Raw genomic sequence first — 18,139 nt, forward strand, 5'->3', positions numbered from 1 at the left:
GGGCTTCGGGCGCGTGACGTTGAAGGTGTTGGAGGTCGAGCAAGGGGAGTGGGCCGTGCTGCGGGTCGCCGGCGAGATGGACCTGGTGACCTCGCCCGCCGTCCGGCAGCATGTGCACGACGCCGTCGCCGAGGGGCGCCGAAGTCTCGTCCTTGACCTGGGGGAGGTGCGGTTCTGCGACTCCAGCGGCGTGGGCGTGCTCATCGCGGCCCGTCGCCTGATGCGCTCCTGCTCCGGGCGGCTGCGGCTGATTCTCCCCGCCCAGGGAGCGGTCGACGGCTCCCACGTGAACCGCGTGCTCGCCGCCCTCGGCGTGCGTCGCCTCTTCGAGGTCTATCCCGACCTTCACACCGCGACCGACGAGACCGCCGAACCGCTCTCCGCGTAACGGCTCCCCGCCAGGGGCCACCCCCGGGCCGCGCCCGTAGGCCGGGGGTCCTACCCCGCTCCGTACACTCCGTACGCCCGCCCCGAACGTCTCCCGCGCCCCTCGCGCCCCCGGGCCGCCCGCCCGACGGCCCCGCTCGCCGCTCCCCGCCCACCGGTCCGCTCGTCGCCTGCCGGCCTGCTCGCCGCTCTCCGCTCGTCGGCCGTCGCCCGGCGCGGCCACCCGGTGACCGGCCCGACCCGGCCCCGCCTGCGCCGTGACCCGCATGTCCTGCATGTCCCGCATATCCCGTACCCCGCGTCCGCCGTGCCCGACGGCGCTCGCGGGCGGTCAGTGGGGCGTCGGGGGGCCGGCGGGGGCCGGGCCGAGGGTGGTGGTGCCGGGGGCGGCCCGGTGGCCGAGGCCGGTGCGGTACGCGTCGAGCGCCGCCTCCACCCGGCCCGTGCGGCGCAGCAGGTCGCCGAGGAGTCGGCACAGGTCGGCCAGGTCGCCGGCCGCCCCGGAGCGCTCAAGCAGGGACAGCGCGGCGCAGTAGTGCTCCTCGGCCGCCTCCAGGTCCCCGCGCTCCTCCGCGATCAGCCCGAGCAGCCGGTGCGCGCCGCCCGCGTGCACGGCGCCGCGCTCCGCCGTCAGCCCGCCGGCGGGTTCGGGCGCCGGGCCGGCCGCCGCCCCGTCCTGGCCGGCCGCCGCGGACTCCGCGCGGGTCGGGCCCGGGGTGGCGAGCAGCGGGCGCAGCAGCTCCCGCGCCTCGTCCGTCTTGCCGCGCCGCCGCAGCACGTCCGCCAGCTCCACCTCCACCTGCACGGTGAACAGCGCGGCGCGCTTGGACGCCAGCATCGAGCGCGCGGTGCGCAACTCCTCCTCGGCGCGCGGCAGGTCGCCGTCCTGGGCGTGTACGTAGCCGCGCATCCAGTGGCAGTGCGCCAGCTCGGTGTGGATGTGCAACTGCTGGTACAGCTCCTGCGCCTTGGCGAGCGAGGCGTCCGCCTCGGCCGTGCGCCCCTCCGCGATGAGGGTGCGGGCCACGCCCCGGTGCATCCCGGCGACCAGCACCGGGTCGGCGACGCGCGGGGCCAGCGCGAGCGCCAGCTCGGCCGCCTGGGCGGCCCGCGCGTGCGCGCCCATGTCCATGTACGGGGCGATGGCGGCGGTGTAGAGGAGCAGCAGCGCGTCCGGGTCGTGCAGCCCGGCGGCGTTCAGCTCGTCCAGCGCGCTCTCCAACAGGTAGCAGGAGTAGCGCAGTTCGCCCGCGAGCAGGTGCGCGGTGGCCCGGCCCCGGATGGCCGGCACCCGGCGCGGCAGCGGCTCGTCCGCCAGGAGTCGCTCGGCCTCTGCGAACCGCTGGCGCGCTGTGGCGAGTTCGCCGCTCTCCAGGGCGCAGTCGCCGAGCCCGAGCAGGGCCGTGGCCTGCTCGGCGGGGAGCGCGAGGTGCCTGGCCCGGTCGAGCAGGGCGGCGAACGCGTCGGCCGCGTCGCGGGCGGCGCCGGTCGCCAGCGTGCGCCGGGCGTCGGTCAGCCCCATCCGCAGCTCGGTCGCGGCCCGTGGGGAGCGGCCGGTGGCCAGCTCGTCGGGGCTGGTGCCGAGCCGCTCGGCGAGGTGCCGCAGCGCGGCGTCCGACGGGCGTACCCGGCCCGCCTCCAGGGTGGAGACGTAGGCGGCGGTGTACGCGGGCTCGGCGAGCTGGCGCTGGGTGAGCCCGCGCTCGGTGCGCAGCCGCAGCACGCGGCGCCCGATGGCGCGCGGCCCCGTCGGATCGTCCGGCGCCGGGTCGTCCGGTGCCGGGCCGGCCGCGTGCCCGGCCGTCCCCGTCGAGTCGTCCGCTCGGGCCGCCGCCCGGGTGCCCTTGTCAGCCACCGTGCCCTCGTCTCCCGCAGGTAGGTTTATCGCGGAGGGATTTATCTCGGCGATAAATTCACTTAACTAGTCGATTTACTGGAGGATGGACAGATGTCGAACGTGGTCGACCCCCCTGCGACCGTACGCCAGCCCGGTCTCGTCCTGACCGATCACGTCTTCGACGTCCCCCTGGACCACGCGGCGCCGGGCGGGGAGCGGATCCGCCTCTACGCCCGCGAGGTCGTCGCCGCCGACCGGCACGCCGACCGCGACGGGCTGCCCTGGCTGCTGTACCTGCAAGGGGGACCCGGCTTCGGCGCCGACCGGCCGGTCGGGCGCGGCGGCTGGCTCGGCCGGGCCCTGGACGAGTTCCGGGTGCTCCTCCTCGACCAGCGCGGCACCGGGCGCTCCACGCCCGCCACCCGGCAGACCCTCCCGCTCCGCGGCACCCCCGCCGAACAGGCCGCCTACCTCAGCCACTTCCGGGCCGACGCGATCGTGCGCGACTGCGAGCTGGTCCGCGCCCAGTTGACCGGCGGCCGGCCGTGGACCGTGCTGGGCCAGAGCTTCGGCGGCTTCTGCGCGGTCAGCTACCTCTCGTACGCGCCCGAGGGGATCGCCACCGCCCTGATCACCGGCGGACTGCCGGGCCTGGACGCGGACGCCGACGCGGTCTACCGCGCCGCCTACCCGCGCATGGAGCGCAAGACGCTGGCCCACTACGCCCGTTACCCCGGCGACGCCGAGGTCGCCGCGCGGATCGTGGCGCACCTGGGCGCGCACGAGGAGGTGCTGCCGGACGGCTCCACGCTCACCCCCGCCGCCTTCCAGCAGCTCGGCATCCTGCTCGGCTCCGGCGACGGCTCACACCGGCTGCACTACCTGCTGGAGGACGCCTTCGTGGACACCGTCGACGGGCCACGGCTCAGCGACGCGTTCGGCGAGCGCGTGGCCGCCGTGCTCAGCCGCGCCGGCAGCCCGCTCTACACGCTGCTGCACGAGTCCATCTACGCGCAGGACGGCCGCGCCACCAACTGGTCGGCGCACCGGGTGCGCGACGAGTTCCCCGGCTTCGACGCGCCGGCCGCGGTCGCCGCCGGCGCGCCCGTGCTGCTCACCGGCGAGAGCGTGCACCCGTGGATGCTGGAGACCCAGCCCGCGCTGCGCCCGCTGCGCGAGACGGCCGACGCCCTGGCCGCGCGCACCGGTTGGGGTCCGCTGTACGACGCCGAGCGGCTGGCCCGCAACACGGTGCCGGTGGCCGCCGCGATCTACCACGACGACCTGTTCGTGGACACCGACCACTCGCTGGCCACCGCCCGCGCGATCCGTGGCCTGCGCACCTGGGTCACCAACGAGTACGAGCACGACGGGGTGCGCGCGGGCGGCGTGGTGCTCGACCGCCTGCTGCGCCTGGCCCGCGACGCCTAGCCGTACCGGCCCCGCCAGAGGGAAGGCGACGGGAACGGGGCGGGCCCGTTGCGGCCCGCCCCGTTTCGTGCGTCCCGGCCCCGTTTCGTACGCCTCGTCCACCCGCTTCTTCGCACGAACCCGCGTCCGACCCATTGCCCGGGGCCGCCCGCGCCCCTACGTTGAGCGGCAACTTAACTCGGCTTAATCAGCCACTTACGTAACCGGCCCCCGGGAGAGTTGCCATGCCCAGACGCGCACGAGCCCGCATCCGCACCACCGCGATAGCCGCGGGGGTCACCGCCGTCGCGGTGCTGACCGGCACCGCGAGCGCGGCCGGCGGCGCGGCGGGCCAGCGGCCGGGGGCCGCGGGCGGCGAGCGGACGCACGAGGTCGAGTACTTCTCCGGACCTGGCGGCCACGGCCGGCACGTGCGGGTCTCGGCCGAGCCGCCCGAGCGCATCGCCCGCGCCCAACAGCCGCTGGCCGTGGCGGAACGCGCCGGGGACGGCGACGTCACGCCGATCGTGGAGAACGGGTCGACCGCCGACAAGCTCGACGTGGTCGTCGTCGGCGACGGCTACACCGCGGCCGAGCAGGCGGACTTCCACGCCGACGCCCGCGCCAAGTGGCAGCAGGTCTCGGCGGTCGCCCCGTACGACGCGTACCGGGGGCTGTTCAACGTGTGGGCCGTGGACGCCGTCTCGAACGACTCCGGCGTCTCCGGCGACCCCACGCAGTCCGTCGTCAAGGACACCGCGCTCGGCTCGTACTTCTGGTGCGACGGCCTGGAGCGGCTGCTGTGCGTGGACACGGACAAGGTCGAGTCGTACGCCGCCAAGGCGCCCGCCGCCGACCTGGTCATCGTCGTCAGCAACGCCACCAAGTACGGCGGCGCCGGCTACAACGACGTGTCGTCGGGGCCCGGTTACGACGGCATCGCCACCGTCTCCTCCGACCACCCCGACTCCGCGCAGGTCGCCGTGCACGAGACGGGCCACTCGCTGGGCAAGCTCGCCGACGAGTACGTCTACGACGAGTACGGCACCTACCCGGGCCCCGAGCCGACCGACGCCAACATCAGCACGCTCAGCGCGTCCGCCATGGCCGCGCAGCGCACCAAGTGGTACCGCTGGCTGGGCCAGCAGTCCCCGGACGGCGGCGTGGTCGGCGCGTACGAGGGCGGCGGCTACTACCCGCGCGGCCTGAACCGCCCCACCGAGAACTCGATCATGCGCACCCTCGGCCGCGCGTTCAACCTGCCCGGGCGCGAGGCGATGATCGCGGGCTTCTACCGCCACGCGAGCGTGCTGGCCAGCGACGTCCCCACGGACCGGCCGCTGACCCGTGGCCAGCGGGTGGGCGTGCGGGTGCCGGCGTCGGCGTCGGTGCGCTGGTACGTGGACGGGCACGAGGTGCGCCGGGCGCGCGACAAGCAGACGGTCACGCCCGCCTCGCTCGGCGTCCGGCCGGGCGGCCACGGCCAGCGGATCACGGTGCGGGCCACCGACGGCACGGCCGCGGTGCGCGACCCGGAGCTGCGCAAGCTCCTGACGGACAGCCGCAGTTGGCGCGTGCGCGGCTGATCCGCGCCCCGGGGCGGTGATCGCCCCCTCGCCGCAGGTTGTCGTACGTGGCGTCAAGTGGGCGACTGGCTGGATGAGTTGAGGTAGGTGCGGCGGCGGTCGGTGTGCGTCGGGTGGGAGCCCGGCGGTGCCGGCCGCCGCTGGCGTGTCGGGGTGCGGGTAGGGCAGGGGGTCGGTGAGGGCCGGTCGGGCTGCCGGCGGCACGGTCCGTGCGTTCGGTCGGATCCCTTTCGTACGGCCTATTTCTTACGGCGTTCTATTTAAGCGTCAGCAATTGACGGCTCATCTCCTCCGGCTGGTTCTGCGTCGATCCGACGGTATGGGTGCACGCCCGGTGCGCGGGGGTCGATCGTGCGGCTCTACAGAAAAGGATGAATAGGTGTAAATTAGGACATCGTGAACAGCCATCGACAGCGATGGCCACGTCTATTGAGGAGGCATCGATGCTTGCTCAGCACACCGCATCCCTACTCGCCACACCCACCGACCAAGCGGCCGTCGGTCACCTGATGACCGAGCCCGAGGCGCCGCTGAGCGACGCCCCGATGTACACGCCGCAGGCCGCGGGTGTGCTGCTGCTCCTGCTGCTCCTGTCGCCGAAGGAGCCGAAGGACAAGTGAGCCCTGATCGGTCGCAGACGGCCTACGCCGAATCGGCGGCCGACCTGGCTCGTCGTGTCCTCGGCGCCCTCAAGGGCGCCGGGGGCACGGCCCTGGTCGCCGAACATGTGGAGCGCGCGGACGACCCCAAGGCCGCGCTGGCCGCCCTGCGGGTCGTGGGAGCGGACACCTTCGCCCCGTTCCTGTTGGGCGACAGCGTCTTCCACCCCCAGGACGCGGCGGCCTTCGCCACCTCCTTCACGATCTTCCCGCCCCCCGTCACCTCCCCCACCCCACCCCCGGCGGGTCCCGCCGAACCCTGGGTCGTGGCCTGGCGCGACTGGGCGATGGCCGAGTTGCTCGGCCGGTTCACCGCGCCCGAGGGGCCCGCGCCGGCCGGCTCCGCCGCGGCCGGCCTGGCGGAGCTGACCGGCATCGACACCGCCGAGGTGACCGGGGTGCGGGCGCCGCAGCCGCAGGGCGCGCCGCTGCTGGCCGACGACCGGCTGCGGGCCGCGTACGGCGCGGGCGGCCCCCGCGCGCGCGAGGCGGTCCGCGTACCCGAAGGGTCGTACGCCGCCGACCGACTGCACGCCACCGACGCCGGGTACGCGGCCGACGCCCCCGCGTCCGCCGCCGAGGCCGCGGGCCTGGACTGGCAGCGCTGGTCGGTGCGGATGGGGCAGCTCTCGCCGCTAGCCCTGCCCGGTCTCGACGGACCCGTGCACCGCGCGGCGCGCGGCGCCCCGCTGGCCCTGGCCCGTGGCGCCAGCCGCGCCCTGCTCCGCCGCGACCACCCCACCGCCGCGCGCATCGTGCGCTGGCTCGCGTTCCTCGGGTCCGACGGGGTGCCGCTGCCGCTGGAGCTGCCCCCGCTGATCGAGCACCTGGAACTGCTCGGTGGTGGCGGCCCCCGGATCGCCCTCGACCTGGCCATCGCCCGCCGACTGCTCGCACTGGAGCCCTCCGCATGACGGCGTCCGTCACCCAGACCGCCCACCAGGTCAGCTCCAAGGCGCTGGCCTGGCTGCACACCCACCACCAGCGCGGAGCGCTGCCCGACGACACCACGGCCGACCTCGGCGACCCGAACAGCGTGTACAAGCCGCTGGGTGAGACCGCCCTGGCGGGCACGCTCGTCCTGCGCGAGGCCGCGACCGGCACCACCGAACTGCGCGTCGCCCGCGAGCTGATCGACTACTGCTGGCGGCAGTTCGGCGAGGGCGCCATGCTCTACGAGCGGCTGCTGCGCTACCCGATGATGAGCGACCCGCTGGAGACGTACTCCCACTTCACCCGGGTCGGCTACCGGCACGAGCCGCTGGAGCGGCTGCTCGCGCACACCACGCGACTGCGCACGGTGCGCGGCGTCGAGCAGGTGCCCAACCGCAAGCTCGCGGTCGCCAACGCCACCCGCGTCGTCGGCCTCGACGCGGAGCCGCACGCCTACGACTGGGACGAACTCGCCCGCGCCACCTGGCTCGGCGGCACCCCCGAGCCCTGGCTCATCGACTGGATGACCGGCTACTCGCTGACCCACGCGGTCTTCCACCTCACCGACTGGGGCGCCCGCCCCAACGGGCTCTCGCACGAGCTGACCGAGTACGTCTCGACCTGGCTGCCGGTGTGGATCGACATCTGGGCCGAGATCGAACAGTGGGACCTGGTCGCCGAGTTGATGATCGTCGGGTGCTGCCTGGAGCGCCCCTACTGCGACGCGGCCGACTGGGAGTTGCTGGCCCGGGTGCAGCACGCGGACGGCCTGATGCCGCGCGACGGCGATCCGGTCTCCGACGACCCCGACGAGCGCTTCGAGCACCACCAGCACACCGCCGTGGTCGCCGCCGTCGCGGGCACCCTCGCGGTCTCCCGCACGCTCGGCGGCGGCCAGCACGCGCCGGCGGACCGGTGAGCGGCCGGAAGGACGCGGAGTCGGCGGTCGCCGGCCGGGCGGACACGGGGCAGACGGGCGCGGGCCAGGCGGACGGGGGCCGGCGTGCCGGCCGGGGAGCGCGCGGGGGCGCGCGGCCGGCGCCGATCGGGGCCGAGCCGGCGTGGGCCACCGAGGCGCTGGTGCCGCTGTTGCGCGCGGCGCCCGGCGCCAGCGGCGTCGCGGTCGCCGCCCGGCGCGGCACGGACCGGGTCTTCCTCGCCGACGGGCGCACCGCCTGGGGCGAGGGCCGCCCCGTGGACGCCGACACGCGCTTCGAAGTCGGCTCGCTGACCAAGACGTTCACCGCGCTGCTGCTGGCCGAGTCGGTGGCGCGCGGCGAGGTGCGGTACGAGGACCCGATCACCCGCTTCCTGCCGCGCGTCGCGGCCCCCCGGGTGCCCGGCGGCCCGATCACGCTGCTGCACCTGGCCACCCACACCTCCGGGCTGCCCCGGCTGCCCCCCGGCTTCCTCACCCGCGCCGCCCCGGAGTGGTTCACCAACCCGTACGCCACCTTCCGCACCGAGGACCTGCTCGCCGCCCTCGGCCACACCCGCACCCGGACCCGCCCCGGCCACCGGTTCCGCTACTCCAACTTCGGCGTCGGGCTCCTCGGCCACCTGCTGGCCCGGGCCGCGTCGCCGGGGCGCGGCGCGTACGGCGACTACGGGGAACTCCTAGCCGCCCGGGTGCTGCGCCCGCTCGGCCTGCGCCGCACGACGTGCACGCCCGAGCTTCCGCAGGCCACCGGCTACTGGCACGGCAGGGCCCGCCCCCCGTGGGAGATCCCCGGGCTGCCCGGGGCGGGGGCCGTGCGGTCCAGCACCCGCGACCTGCTCGACCTGCTCGACGCGCTCGCCGACCCGAGCACGGCTCCGGGCACCGCGCCGGCGCGGCTGACCGAGGCCCTCGCGGACGTGACCCGGCCCCGGCTCGTGGTGCCGCGCGGCACCGCCCGGCTGGCGCTGGTCTGGAACATCCGCCCGCGCCCCGGTTTCGACCTCTACCACCACTCGGGCGGCACCCGGGGCTTCACGGCGTTCGCCGGCTTCAGCCCCCAGGCGGGCGTCTCGCTGGTCGCCCTGGCCAACCGGGCGCCGGCCTCGAACGGGGCCTTCATCCAGCAGGCGTACAGCGCGTTGCGGGGGTTGGCGACGGGGTGTGTGGAGGGCGCGTAGCGGCGCGCCCCCTCGCGGTGGAGGAACTGCATCGGGACGAGGGCCTGTCCGCGCTCGACGCCCAGGTGCGGCGCGAGCGCACGCTCCGCGAGGCACGCGCCGTGGCCCAGCCCAAGCACCCCGCGCTGGGGGAGTTCACCTGGAACGGGGCGCAGGACGACGGCGGGGCCCGGCGGACGTACGACCTCAGTGGGAACGAGGGGGCCGGATGTGCGACGTGTGGGTATCGGCCCCCGTAGCGGAAAAAGGCGAAGGTAGGCGACATTTCGCTACCGCTGTGGATACCTTCGATCGCCCCGGTGGCGGTAACTGACGCGGGGGGCAACGGCTTGGTCACCATCGGCCGCGCCCGCCCGAGGTCGGTGGAAACGCGCCACTGGCGCGAGGTAATGATTAACCCATGAATAACCATGGGGGACGGGCGAACGAGCCCACGAGTTACGGGCTCCAGCCACCGCGCGGCGCGCAGCCTCCGGTCGCCCCGGAGTCGGCCCCCGGGCAGGGTGCCGGGGCGGTCGCGAGCCAGGGCCAGCACCCGCCACACGAGCAGGACCCGGCGCGGCCCTACGGCCAGGGCCAGCCGGCGTACGGACCGGGCGCCGGGCAGCGGCAGGACCAGCACCGGGGACAGGACCAGCACCAGGGGCAGGGCCAGCCGCGCGATCCGTACCAGCCGTCGGCGGGGCAGCGGGCGTACGAGCCGACCCAGTTCGCCGGGCCCGCCGGCGCGGCGGGCGGCGGCTCGCCGACCACCGCCGGGGCGGACGCGGCCTGGGCCGCGGCGGCCGATCCGGACGCGGGCCGGCTGATCGGCGGTCGCTACCGGCTGGTGTCCCGGCTCGGGCACGGCGGCATGGGCACCGTGTGGAAGGCGCACGACCAGATCGTGGACCGCGACGTCGCCGTCAAGGAGCCGCGCGTCCCCGACAGCCTGCCCGAGCGCGAGCGGCAGACCGTCTACCAGCGGATGCAGCGCGAGGCGCGCGCCGCCGCCCGGATCGACCACCCGGCGGTGGTCACCGTGCACGACGTCGTGGTCGAGGACGGCCGCCCGTGGATCGTGATGGAGCTGGTGCGCGGCCGGTCGCTGGGCGACGTGCTCGCCGACGGCACCCTCGACCCGCGCGAGGCGGCCCGGATCGGCGTCGAGGTGCTCGGCGCGCTGGCCGCCGCGCACGAGGCGGGCGTGCTGCACCGCGACGTCAAGCCCGACAACGTGCTCCTCGGCCGCCTCGGCGCGGGCCAGGGTGAGGGGCCCGGCGGTGGCCGGGTGGTGCTGACCGACTTCGGCATCGCCCAGGTCGAGGGCGAGCAGGGGCTCACCGAGACCGGCGCGTTCATCGGCTCGCCCGAGTTCATCGCCCCCGAGCGGGTGCTCGGCCAGCGGCCGGGGCCCGAGTCCGACCTGTGGTCGCTGGGCGTCGTGCTGTACGCGGCGGTCGAGGGCATGTCCCCGTTCCGCCGCACCAACCACCCGGCCACCCTGCAGGCGGTCCTGTCGGCCGAGCCGCAGACGCCCGCCCGTGGCTCCGGCGCGCTGGGCACCCTGATCATGCAGTTGCTGCGCAAGGAGCCGGCGGCGCGGCCCACGGCGGCCGAGGCCCGGCAGGTGCTGGAGTCGGTGGCCCGCCCGGCGCCACAGCTCCCGACGATGATCGCCGCCGCTGCCGGCGCCGGCTCGCCGGCCGCCGGCACGTCCCGGCTCCCCGGTCGGCTGCGTGGCCGCAAGGCTCAACTCGGTCTCAGTGGCGGGGTGTTGGCGGTCGCGGTCGCGGTCGCGGTGGTCATGGTGGTGGTCAACCCGTTCGGCGGCAGCGGCGACGACGCGCCGGCCGGCTGGAAGACGGTCGACGCCGAGCAGCGCGTACGGGCCGAACTCGCCGCGCCCGAGGACTACACGCTCAGCGAGGACGACGACGAGATCACGCTGCTCGACCCGGGCAAGGTCTTCACGATCACCCTGAACCGGGACCCGGTCACCGACGAGTCCGACACGCCCAGCGCGCTCCAGGAGGCCAACTCCTACCTGGACGACTACCAGGAGGACTACTACGAGTACGGCTGGACCGAGGACTCCGTGGAGGGTTCGGTGCGGGCGACGACGTACCACGGCAAGAAGGCCGCGGAGCTGACCGCCACGTACACCACCAACGACTCCGACAGCCCGGAGGACCTGCGCCGCCGCGAGTTCCACTACATGAACGACTCCAAGGTGCAGTGGCAGCTCGTCGTGGAGATGCCCGCCAAGGGCAAGCCGCGCGCCGAGGGCGAGCGACTCTTCAAGGACCTGGTCAAGCACCTGCGGATCAAGGACCTGTAGCCGGCACGGGCGACGCGCGGGAGCGGGCGCGGAGGTGCCCGGTCCGCGCACGCCGTGGTCCCGGGCGCGGGACGCGGCGGCCCCGGGGCGGGATGCGGCGGTCGGGTTCGCGGCTGGTGCCGAAACCGGTCGCCGACCCGACGCGACCGTCCCGCCGCCGGGTGCAACGCCCCTGACCAGGGCAGATGTCGCCAGCGTTTACTGGCGCGGTGAAGCGGGCGGGGAGCGCGGCCGTGTCCCTGCGGCGAAAAGGGGTTACCGTCGGGTACCCAAACGGCTCCGGCGGGAATACGCTCACCCGCATGACGGACTCGAAGGGCACCACGCAGGCCACTGTCAGCACGCTCCCCGCCGTCACGGACAACCCGGTCTTCGCCGCCCCGGCGGGCACCCGTACGGCGGCCGACGTGGTGACCCCCGAGCTCGTGGCCCGGCTCACCCGGGACGTCGTCGGCAGCGGCAAGACCCGCAACCACGCGCCCGCCACCGGCGCCAAGCTCGCCGACCTGCCCGAGTCCACGCCCGACGACGTGGCCACCGCCTTCGAGCGGGCCCGCCAGGCGCAGTACCTGTGGGCGCGGACCCCGGTGCGCCAGCGGGCCGCCGTCCTGCTGCGCTTCCACGACCTGGTGCTGCGCCGCCAGGCCGAGGTGCTCGACCTCATCCAGGCGGAGACTGGCAAGGCCCGGCTGCACGCGCACGAGGAGGTGCAGGCCGTCAGCGTCGCGGCCCGGCACTACGGCCGCAAGGCGCCCAGCTACCTCGCCCCCAAGCGGCACACCGGCGTGACGCCGACCCTCACCAGGGTCACCGAGCTGCGCCAGCCGCGCGGCGTCGTCGGCCAGATCTCGCCGTGGAACTACCCCTTCGAGCTGTCGGTCGGCGACGCGTTGCCCGCCCTGGTCGCGGGCAACGCCGTGGTGATGAAGCCGGACACGGAGACCGCGCTGACCGCGCTGTGGGCGCGCGAGCTGCTGATCGAGGCCGGGCTGCCGGCGGGCGTGTGGCAGGTGGTGCTCGGCGACGGGCCGGTGATCGGGCCCGCCGTCGTCCAACACGCCGACTTCGTCTCCTTCACCGGCTCCACCCGCACCGGCCGCGAGGTCGCCCAGGGCGCGGCGGCCCGCCTGGTGGGCTGCTCGCTCGAACTCGGCGGCAAGAACGCCATGCTCGTGCTGCGCGACGCCGACCTCGACAAGGCCGCCGCCGGCGCGGTGCGCGGCTCGTTCTCGTCGGCCGGCCAGCTCTGCATCTCCATCGAGCGGCTGTTCGTGCACGAGTCGGTCGCCGACGCGTTCGTGGAGCGCTTCGCGGCCCGCACCCGCGCCATGCGGCTCGGCGGCGACCTCGCCTACGGCGCCGACATGGGCTCGCTGGTCTCCGAACGCCAACTGGCCACCGTACGACGGCACGTGGACGAGGCCGTCGAGCGGGGCGCCAAGGTCGTCACGGGCGGGCGGGCGCGGCCCGACATCGGCCCGTACTTCTACGAGCCGACCATCCTGGACGGCGTGCGGCCCGCGATGGCCGTCTGCGAGGAGGAGACCTTCGGGCCAGTCGTGTCGATCTACCGGTTCACCGACGAGGACGACGCCATCGCGCGGGCCAACGCCACCCCGTACGGCCTCAACGCCAGCGTCTGGACGCGTGACGGGGCCCGCGGCCGGGCCGTCGCCGCCAGGCTGCGCGCCGGCACCGTCAACGTCAACGAGAGCTACGCCGCCGCCTACGGCAGTGCCCAGGCGCCGATGGGCGGCATGGGCGACTCCGGGCTCGGGCGCCGGCACGGCAGCGAGGGCATCCTCAAGTACACCGAGGCGCAGACCGTCGCCCAGCAGCGGCTGGTCCCACTCGCCCCCTCCTTCGGCCTCTCGCACGAGCAGTACGCCCAGCTCATGACCCGCGGCCTGCGCGCCATGAAGGCCCTCCGGCTCCGCTGAGCCGCCCGTTCCTACGGAGGTACCCCAGTGTCACGGGACAACTCTGTCCACAACGGCTCCGCCCCCGGTTCCGCCCACGCCTCGCCCGGCCCCGCCGCCCACCCCACCTCCGAGCACGACGACGCCGCGTACGACTACGACGTCCTCGTCATCGGCTCCGGCTTCGGCGGCTCGGTCAGCGCGCTGCGGCTGAGCGAGAAGGGCTACCGGGTCGGCGTCCTGGAGGCCGGCCGCCGCTTCACCCGCGCCGAACTCCCGAAGAACTCCTGGGACGTGCGCAACTACCTGTGGGCGCCCGCCCTCGGCCTCTACGGCATCCAGCGCATCCACGTCCTGGGCAAGGTCATGGTGCTGGCCGGCGCCGGCGTCGGCGGCGGCTCGCTCAACTACGCCAACACGCTGTACGTGCCGCCGCCCGCCTTCTTCCAGGACGCGCAGTGGGGCCACATCACCGACTGGCAGGAGGAGTTGCGCCCGTACTACGACCAGGCCAGGCGCATGCTCGGGGTACGCCTGAACAAGACGCTGACCCCCTCCGACGTCCATCTCAGGGACGCGGCCGAGAAGATGGGCGTGGGGGACACCTTCCACATGGCCCCGGTCGGCGTCTTCTTCGGCGACGGCGACGACGCCGCGCCGGAGGACTCCGGGGAGGGGGTACGGGCCGCGCCCGGCGAGACCGTGCCCGACCCGTACTTCGGCGGCGTCGGGCCCGCGCGGCGGGCCTGCACCGAGTGCGGCGAGTGCATGACCGGCTGCCGGCACGGCGCCAAGAACACCCTGAACGAGAACTACCTCCACCTCGCCGAGCGCGCCGGGGCCACCATCCACCCCATGACCACCGTCGTGGGCCTGGGCGAACACCCGGGCGGCGGCTACCGGGTCGCCACCGTCCCCACCGACCGGCGCCGCGGCGCCCGCCCCAGGACGCTGCGCGCCCGCCAGGTGGTGGTCGCCGCCGGCACGTACGGCAGCCAGACCCTGCTGCACGCGATGCGCGACCGGGGCGAGTTGCCGCGCCTCTCGCCCCGGCTCGGCTCGCTGACCCGCACCAACTCCGAGGCCATCCTCGGCTCGCAGACCACCGACCGGCGCTACCGGAAGATCAGCGGCGAGCGGCGGGCCGACTTCACCAAGGGCGTGGCCATCACCTCGTCCATCCACCCCAACGCCACCACGCACATCGAGCCGGTGCGCTACGGCAAGGGCTCCAACGCGATGGGCTCGCTGTCCATCCTCCAGTTCACCCACCGCGAGCGGGTGCCCAACTGGATCAGCTTCCTCGCGACCAACCTGCGCCACCCGGTGCTCGCCGGGCGCGCGCTGTCCAACTGGCGCTGGTCCGAGAAGACCATCATCGGCCTGGTCATGCAGACCCACGACAACTCGCTGACCACCTACCGCAAGGCCAAGGGCCTCGGCAAGGGCCTGCTCACCGCGCGGCAGGGGCACGGCGCGCCCAACCCGGACCGCATCCCGGAGGGCGAGGAGGCGGCACGCCTGGTCGCGGAGTCCATCAACGGCTTCGCCGGCACCAACGTCGGTGAGCTGATGGGCACCCCGCTCACGGCGCACTTCCTCGGCGGCTGCCCGATCGGCGCCAGCGCCGAGCACGGCGTGATCGACCCGTACCACCGGCTCTTCGGCCACCCCGGCATCCACGTCGTGGACGGCGCGGCCATCACCGCCAACCTGGGCGTCAACCCGTCGCTGACCATCACGGCGCAGGCCGAGCGGGCGATGTCGCTGTGGCCCAACAAAGGCGAGCCCGACCCGCGCCCCGCGCAGGGCGAGCCCTACCGGCGCCTCGCGCCCGTGGCCCCGCGTCGACCCGCGGTCCCCGAGGGCGCGTTCGGCGCCCTGAACCTGCCGTTCCTGCCGATGCCGACCATCCCGCCGCGGGCCGTCCCGGACGGGGCGCCGGAACCCATGGCCGAGGCGTAACCGCGCGCCGGGTCGCGCCCCACGCCGGGGCCCAAGGCGCGGGGGCCGGGTCGGCTGGTTGGTGGTCCAGCCGACCCGGCCCCCGCTCGGCCGCCCGCCGCTCTCGCTCCGGCGGCGCGGCCGGTGGTACCCGGTGAGTCCGCGTTACGCGGGCGTCGCCCCGGCCTTGCGGCGGCGCACGACGAGGATGGCTCCGGCGCCGGCGACCATCGCCACGCCGCCGATCATCGCGATCGTCGGCAGGTTCGAGTCCGAACCGGTGTTGGCGAGTTCACCGGTCGGGTGGATCGCCCTGTTGCCGACGGGCCGCTTCTGGATCGGCGCCGGCAGCGGCTTCTTGCCACCCTGCGGCTTGGCGTCCGGCACCTGGGACTCGTCGCCGCCCGGGAGCTGCGCGGCCGACTTCACGACCTCGAAGTCGTAGTAGTCACCGCTGGAGTAGACGCAGTTGCCCTCCTCGTCGGCGAAGGCGCCGATGGAGATGGCGTACCCGAAGCCGTCGGGGGCGCCCTTGGCGACGCTCAGCCGCAGGTCGAGGCGGATCGTCTCGTGTGCCCGTACCGAGGTGTAGCCGACGTAGCCGTGGGCGTCGTCTTCCTGGTCGGTGGAGATGCTCTCCCAGGCCCCGGTGTCGGGGTTCTTGAACTGGAGGGTCAGGTACTTGCCGGTGCCCTCCGGGTGCTCGGCGTGCGCGGTGCCCGCCAGGATGCCGAGGTCAACGCGCTGGTAGGAGCGGTCCGAGGTGTTCTTCACGCGGAACGTGAAGCCGTGATAGCCGCTGCCGGCCACGACCTTGGACGGCAGCCCGACGAGCGTGGTGCTCAGGTCGGGGTCCTCGGCGTACTCGTCGCTGTCCTCGCAGGGCGCGGGCGGCTCGGAGTCGGTGGGCGTCGGGCTCGGCCCGTCGGTGGGGGTGCTGGTCGGCTTCCCGGTGGGCTCGCCCGTGGGCTTCCCGGTCGGCTTGCCCGTGGGCTCGCCGGTCGGGTTGCCGGTGGGGGTCCCGGTCGGGTTGCCCGTCGGGTTCCCGGTCGGGTTGCCCGTCGGGTTCCCGGTGGGGGTGCCGGTCGGCGTGCCCGTGGGGTTGCCGGTCGGGTTCCCGGTCGGTGTGCCCGTCGGCGTGCCGGTGGGGTTCCCGGTGGGCTCGCCCGTCGGGGTCGGGTCCGGCGTACCCGTCGGCGTCTGCGTCGGTGTCGGCTCCTCGGCGTACGCACCGGGCGCGGCGAGCAGCGTCGCGGGCAGGAGGGCCGCCGTGGCCGCGGCGGCCGTGAGGGTGCGGCGAAGCTTCATGAAGACCTCTTCTGGGTCCAAAGGAGCCGCCAAGGGGAGCGGCGTCCGCGGGGTCGGCCGTCGCGGCGGGGCGCGTCATGGCCGTGCGTTTGCACGTACATGACCAGCAGCCCTGGCCAAAGGTTGCACACAGAATGATCACAACTCGCGGTGATCTAGCTCACGTGTGCCCTGATCCGTCCGCGGTGACCTGCGGAATCCGCTCGCGGGCCCGGCCCGGCCCGGCGGCCCCCGGTGTGACGGAGCGCCGCCCTCCGCTCGGCGGCGTACGGCTGGCGTAGGGCTGGCGGGTGGCTGGCGTACGGCTTGGAGCACGGCTCCGGGGCGCGGGCTCGGGGTGCGGCCACGGGCTCCGGGTGTGGCCTCCGGCGGTGCCGTGGGTGACCCGGTGAGGTCAACTGCCTCTGCCCTACGGGGGGTTGGGGGCGCCCGCCCGGGCCGGGGGAGGTGCGGGCGGGCGCCGATGTGCGAGAGCCCCGCGGGCGCCGCGGGGGGATGGCGTCCACGGGGCTCTCGGCGGTCAGCATCGGCGTCAGGGCAGCGCCGGTGCTGAGAGGCGGCGCCGGGGGGTCGCGCCGCTGGCCGGGAGGGTCTCGGTGTCGCGGCCCGCGCGCACCGGTCGCGGGTCTGCCCATCGCGGCTGGTCGGGCCGTCGACGGCGGGAGCGCCACCCGGAAGGAGGGTGGTGCGGTGCGGGGGGCCTCGCTCTGCATCGTGGTGGATATGCCACATCCGGCGCAACCGTTTCGACCGGATGCGGTCGGCCCCAGGCGTCCCCGGGACCGACCGATGGTGTGGCGACCGGGCTGCTGTCCCCTGCCGTCCGGTCGCCTGACCGAAGCGAGGTCCCACGACGCGCTCCGCTTGCGTCACCACGGGGAGCGCGTCTCATCGCTTCGGGTATCCGTCCTGCCGCTGCTGGGCGCCCGATGAACAGGTACGGAAGCCACGCGTGGAATGGGGCCGCTCCTGGCTGGCGCGGACACGTGGCCCAACGACAGGCCGCGCGAGCCGGTCACGCGCCGTACGGGTGACGGCTCGACGTGCCGGGCGACTAAACGATTCCGCACACGCCGCAAATCGCCCGCCGCATGCCCTTCCCGACACTCGGCCCACCCCACCGCGCCCCCGCCGGCGCTCCGGCGTACGACCGGAACCCGAGCGCGCCGTACCGGCCCGCCGGGGCATTGGCGTACGCCCCCACCCCCGCCCGGCCGCCCCGTCCGCGCCCCGCTCCGTACGCCCCGTACGCCGCGCCCGCCCGCGCCAGCCATCTGCCGCCCGCGTTACGCCCCGCAGCCCGACCCGGCCGGCTGGGTCGGGTCGGTCCTCGGGCTTGGGCGTCGACGGCTCCGGCCGTGATCCGCTCAGGCGCGGCCCCGGCACAGTTCGAGGAGGGTCATGGCCAGGGCCGTGCCGGGCTTGCCGAGCTGGTCGCGGTAGTGGTTGAGGATCTCCAGCTCGCGGGCGAGGTTCACGCGGCGCCCGCCCGACGCGATCCGCTCGCGCTGGATCGCGGCAGAGACGGCGGCGCGCTCCTGGACGAGGCCGATGATCCGGCCGTCGAGGTCGTCGATGCGCTGCCGGGCGTCGTGGATGGCGCCCGCCGCGGCGTCAGTACGGGCCCCGGTGGCCTCGGCGTCCGTGGGCCGGGCGGGCCGCGGGGCGGCGGGCTCGGCGATGGCGGTCGCCGAGGACCGGGGCGTGCCGGTAGCGGC

General features: G+C 75.0%; 14 protein-coding genes. 11 read left to right on the top strand and 3 right to left on the bottom strand.

Going from position 1 to position 18,139, the window contains the following annotated elements:
• Nucleotides 1–13 precede the first annotated feature (13 nt).
• Nucleotides 14–388, top strand: coding sequence for an STAS domain-containing protein (locus H7H31_RS20805; protein WP_176166141.1), 375 nt, complete (start codon nt 14–16; stop codon nt 386–388).
• A gap of 330 nt (nt 389–718) precedes the next feature.
• Here the strand turns inward: H7H31_RS20805 and H7H31_RS20810 are convergent, their stop codons facing one another.
• Complete coding sequence (locus H7H31_RS20810) at nt 719–2,110, bottom strand: helix-turn-helix domain-containing protein (RefSeq protein WP_372456052.1); 1,392 nt, start codon at nt 2,108–2,110, stop codon at nt 719–721.
• A 225-nt stretch (nt 2,111–2,335) separates the two neighbouring features.
• Between H7H31_RS20810 and H7H31_RS20815 the strand changes: the two genes are divergently transcribed.
• The 10 genes from H7H31_RS20815 to H7H31_RS20860 all read left to right on the top strand — a co-directional run bounded on the left by H7H31_RS20815 (nt 2,336) and on the right by H7H31_RS20860 (nt 15,134).
• Entirely contained in the window at nt 2,336–3,655 is a 1,320-nt protein-coding gene (locus H7H31_RS20815; protein WP_187060391.1) for an alpha/beta fold hydrolase, read from the top strand.
• A 224-nt stretch (nt 3,656–3,879) separates the two neighbouring features.
• Complete coding sequence (locus H7H31_RS20820; RefSeq protein WP_187060392.1) at nt 3,880–5,220, top strand: M64 family metallopeptidase; 1,341 nt, start codon at nt 3,880–3,882, stop codon at nt 5,218–5,220.
• A gap of 443 nt (nt 5,221–5,663) precedes the next feature.
• Nucleotides 5,664–5,840: a hypothetical protein gene (locus H7H31_RS20825; RefSeq protein ID WP_187060393.1), complete on the top strand. Its 177-nt coding sequence runs from the start codon at nt 5,664–5,666 to the stop codon at nt 5,838–5,840.
• Nucleotides 5,837–6,793 carry a hypothetical protein gene (locus tag H7H31_RS20830; RefSeq protein WP_187117997.1) on the top strand — a complete coding sequence of 319 codons (957 nt, stop codon included), beginning with the start codon at nt 5,837–5,839 and terminating at the stop codon, nt 6,791–6,793. Before H7H31_RS20825 ends, H7H31_RS20830 begins: the two co-directional genes overlap by 4 nt.
• Nucleotides 6,790–7,731 carry a DUF6895 family protein gene (locus tag H7H31_RS20835; protein ID WP_187061724.1) on the top strand — a complete coding sequence of 314 codons (942 nt, stop codon included), beginning with the start codon at nt 6,790–6,792 and terminating at the stop codon, nt 7,729–7,731. Before H7H31_RS20830 ends, H7H31_RS20835 begins: the two co-directional genes overlap by 4 nt.
• Nucleotides 7,728–8,930, top strand: coding sequence for a serine hydrolase domain-containing protein (locus tag H7H31_RS20840; RefSeq protein WP_187061725.1), 1,203 nt, complete (start codon nt 7,728–7,730; stop codon nt 8,928–8,930). The genes H7H31_RS20835 and H7H31_RS20840 overlap by 4 nt, the downstream gene beginning before the upstream one ends.
• Before the next feature lie 17 nt (nt 8,931–8,947).
• Nucleotides 8,948–9,169, top strand: coding sequence for a hypothetical protein (locus tag H7H31_RS20845; protein ID WP_187061726.1), 222 nt, complete (start codon nt 8,948–8,950; stop codon nt 9,167–9,169).
• A gap of 161 nt (nt 9,170–9,330) precedes the next feature.
• Nucleotides 9,331–11,250, top strand: coding sequence for a serine/threonine-protein kinase (locus tag H7H31_RS20850; RefSeq protein WP_187061727.1), 1,920 nt, complete (start codon nt 9,331–9,333; stop codon nt 11,248–11,250).
• A gap of 302 nt (nt 11,251–11,552) precedes the next feature.
• On the top strand, nt 11,553–13,190 hold the full coding sequence (locus tag H7H31_RS20855) for a succinic semialdehyde dehydrogenase (protein WP_187061728.1): 1,638 nt from the start codon (nt 11,553–11,555) through the stop codon (nt 13,188–13,190).
• Between the two features lie 150 nt (nt 13,191–13,340).
• Nucleotides 13,341–15,134 carry a GMC family oxidoreductase gene (locus H7H31_RS20860; RefSeq protein WP_232110337.1) on the top strand — a complete coding sequence of 598 codons (1,794 nt, stop codon included), beginning with the start codon at nt 13,341–13,343 and terminating at the stop codon, nt 15,132–15,134.
• A gap of 144 nt (nt 15,135–15,278) precedes the next feature.
• On the opposite strand, the gene H7H31_RS20865 is transcribed toward H7H31_RS20860, so the two are convergent.
• Nucleotides 15,279–16,421: an LAETG motif-containing sortase-dependent surface protein gene (locus tag H7H31_RS20865; RefSeq protein WP_187061730.1), complete on the bottom strand. Its 1,143-nt coding sequence runs from the start codon at nt 16,419–16,421 to the stop codon at nt 15,279–15,281.
• Nucleotides 16,422–17,788: 1,367 nt separating this feature from the next.
• Complete coding sequence (locus H7H31_RS20870) at nt 17,789–18,103, bottom strand: chorismate mutase (RefSeq protein WP_187059503.1); 315 nt, start codon at nt 18,101–18,103, stop codon at nt 17,789–17,791.
• Between the last annotated feature and the right edge of the window lie 36 nt (nt 18,104–18,139).

The sequence above is a fragment of the Streptomyces buecherae genome, assembly GCF_014295035.1.
In the GTDB taxonomy this organism is placed as follows: Bacteria; Actinomycetota; Actinomycetes; order Streptomycetales; family Streptomycetaceae; genus Streptomyces; species Streptomyces youssoufiensis.

Coding starts and splice junctions, on each gene's coding strand:
- H7H31_RS20815 (WP_187060391.1), top strand. CDS start 2,336: ATGTCGAACGTGGTCGACCCCCCTGCGACCGTACGCCAGCCCGGTCTC.
- H7H31_RS20820 (WP_187060392.1), top strand. CDS start 3,880: ATGCCCAGACGCGCACGAGCCCGCATCCGCACCACCGCGATAGCCGCG.
- H7H31_RS20825 (WP_187060393.1), top strand. CDS start 5,664: ATGCTTGCTCAGCACACCGCATCCCTACTCGCCACACCCACCGACCAA.
- H7H31_RS20835 (WP_187061724.1), top strand. CDS start 6,790: ATGACGGCGTCCGTCACCCAGACCGCCCACCAGGTCAGCTCCAAGGCG.
- H7H31_RS20850 (WP_187061727.1), top strand. CDS start 9,331: ATGAATAACCATGGGGGACGGGCGAACGAGCCCACGAGTTACGGGCTC.
- H7H31_RS20855 (WP_187061728.1), top strand. CDS start 11,553: ATGACGGACTCGAAGGGCACCACGCAGGCCACTGTCAGCACGCTCCCC.
- H7H31_RS20865 (WP_187061730.1), bottom strand. CDS start 16,421: ATGAAGCTTCGCCGCACCCTCACGGCCGCCGCGGCCACGGCGGCCCTC.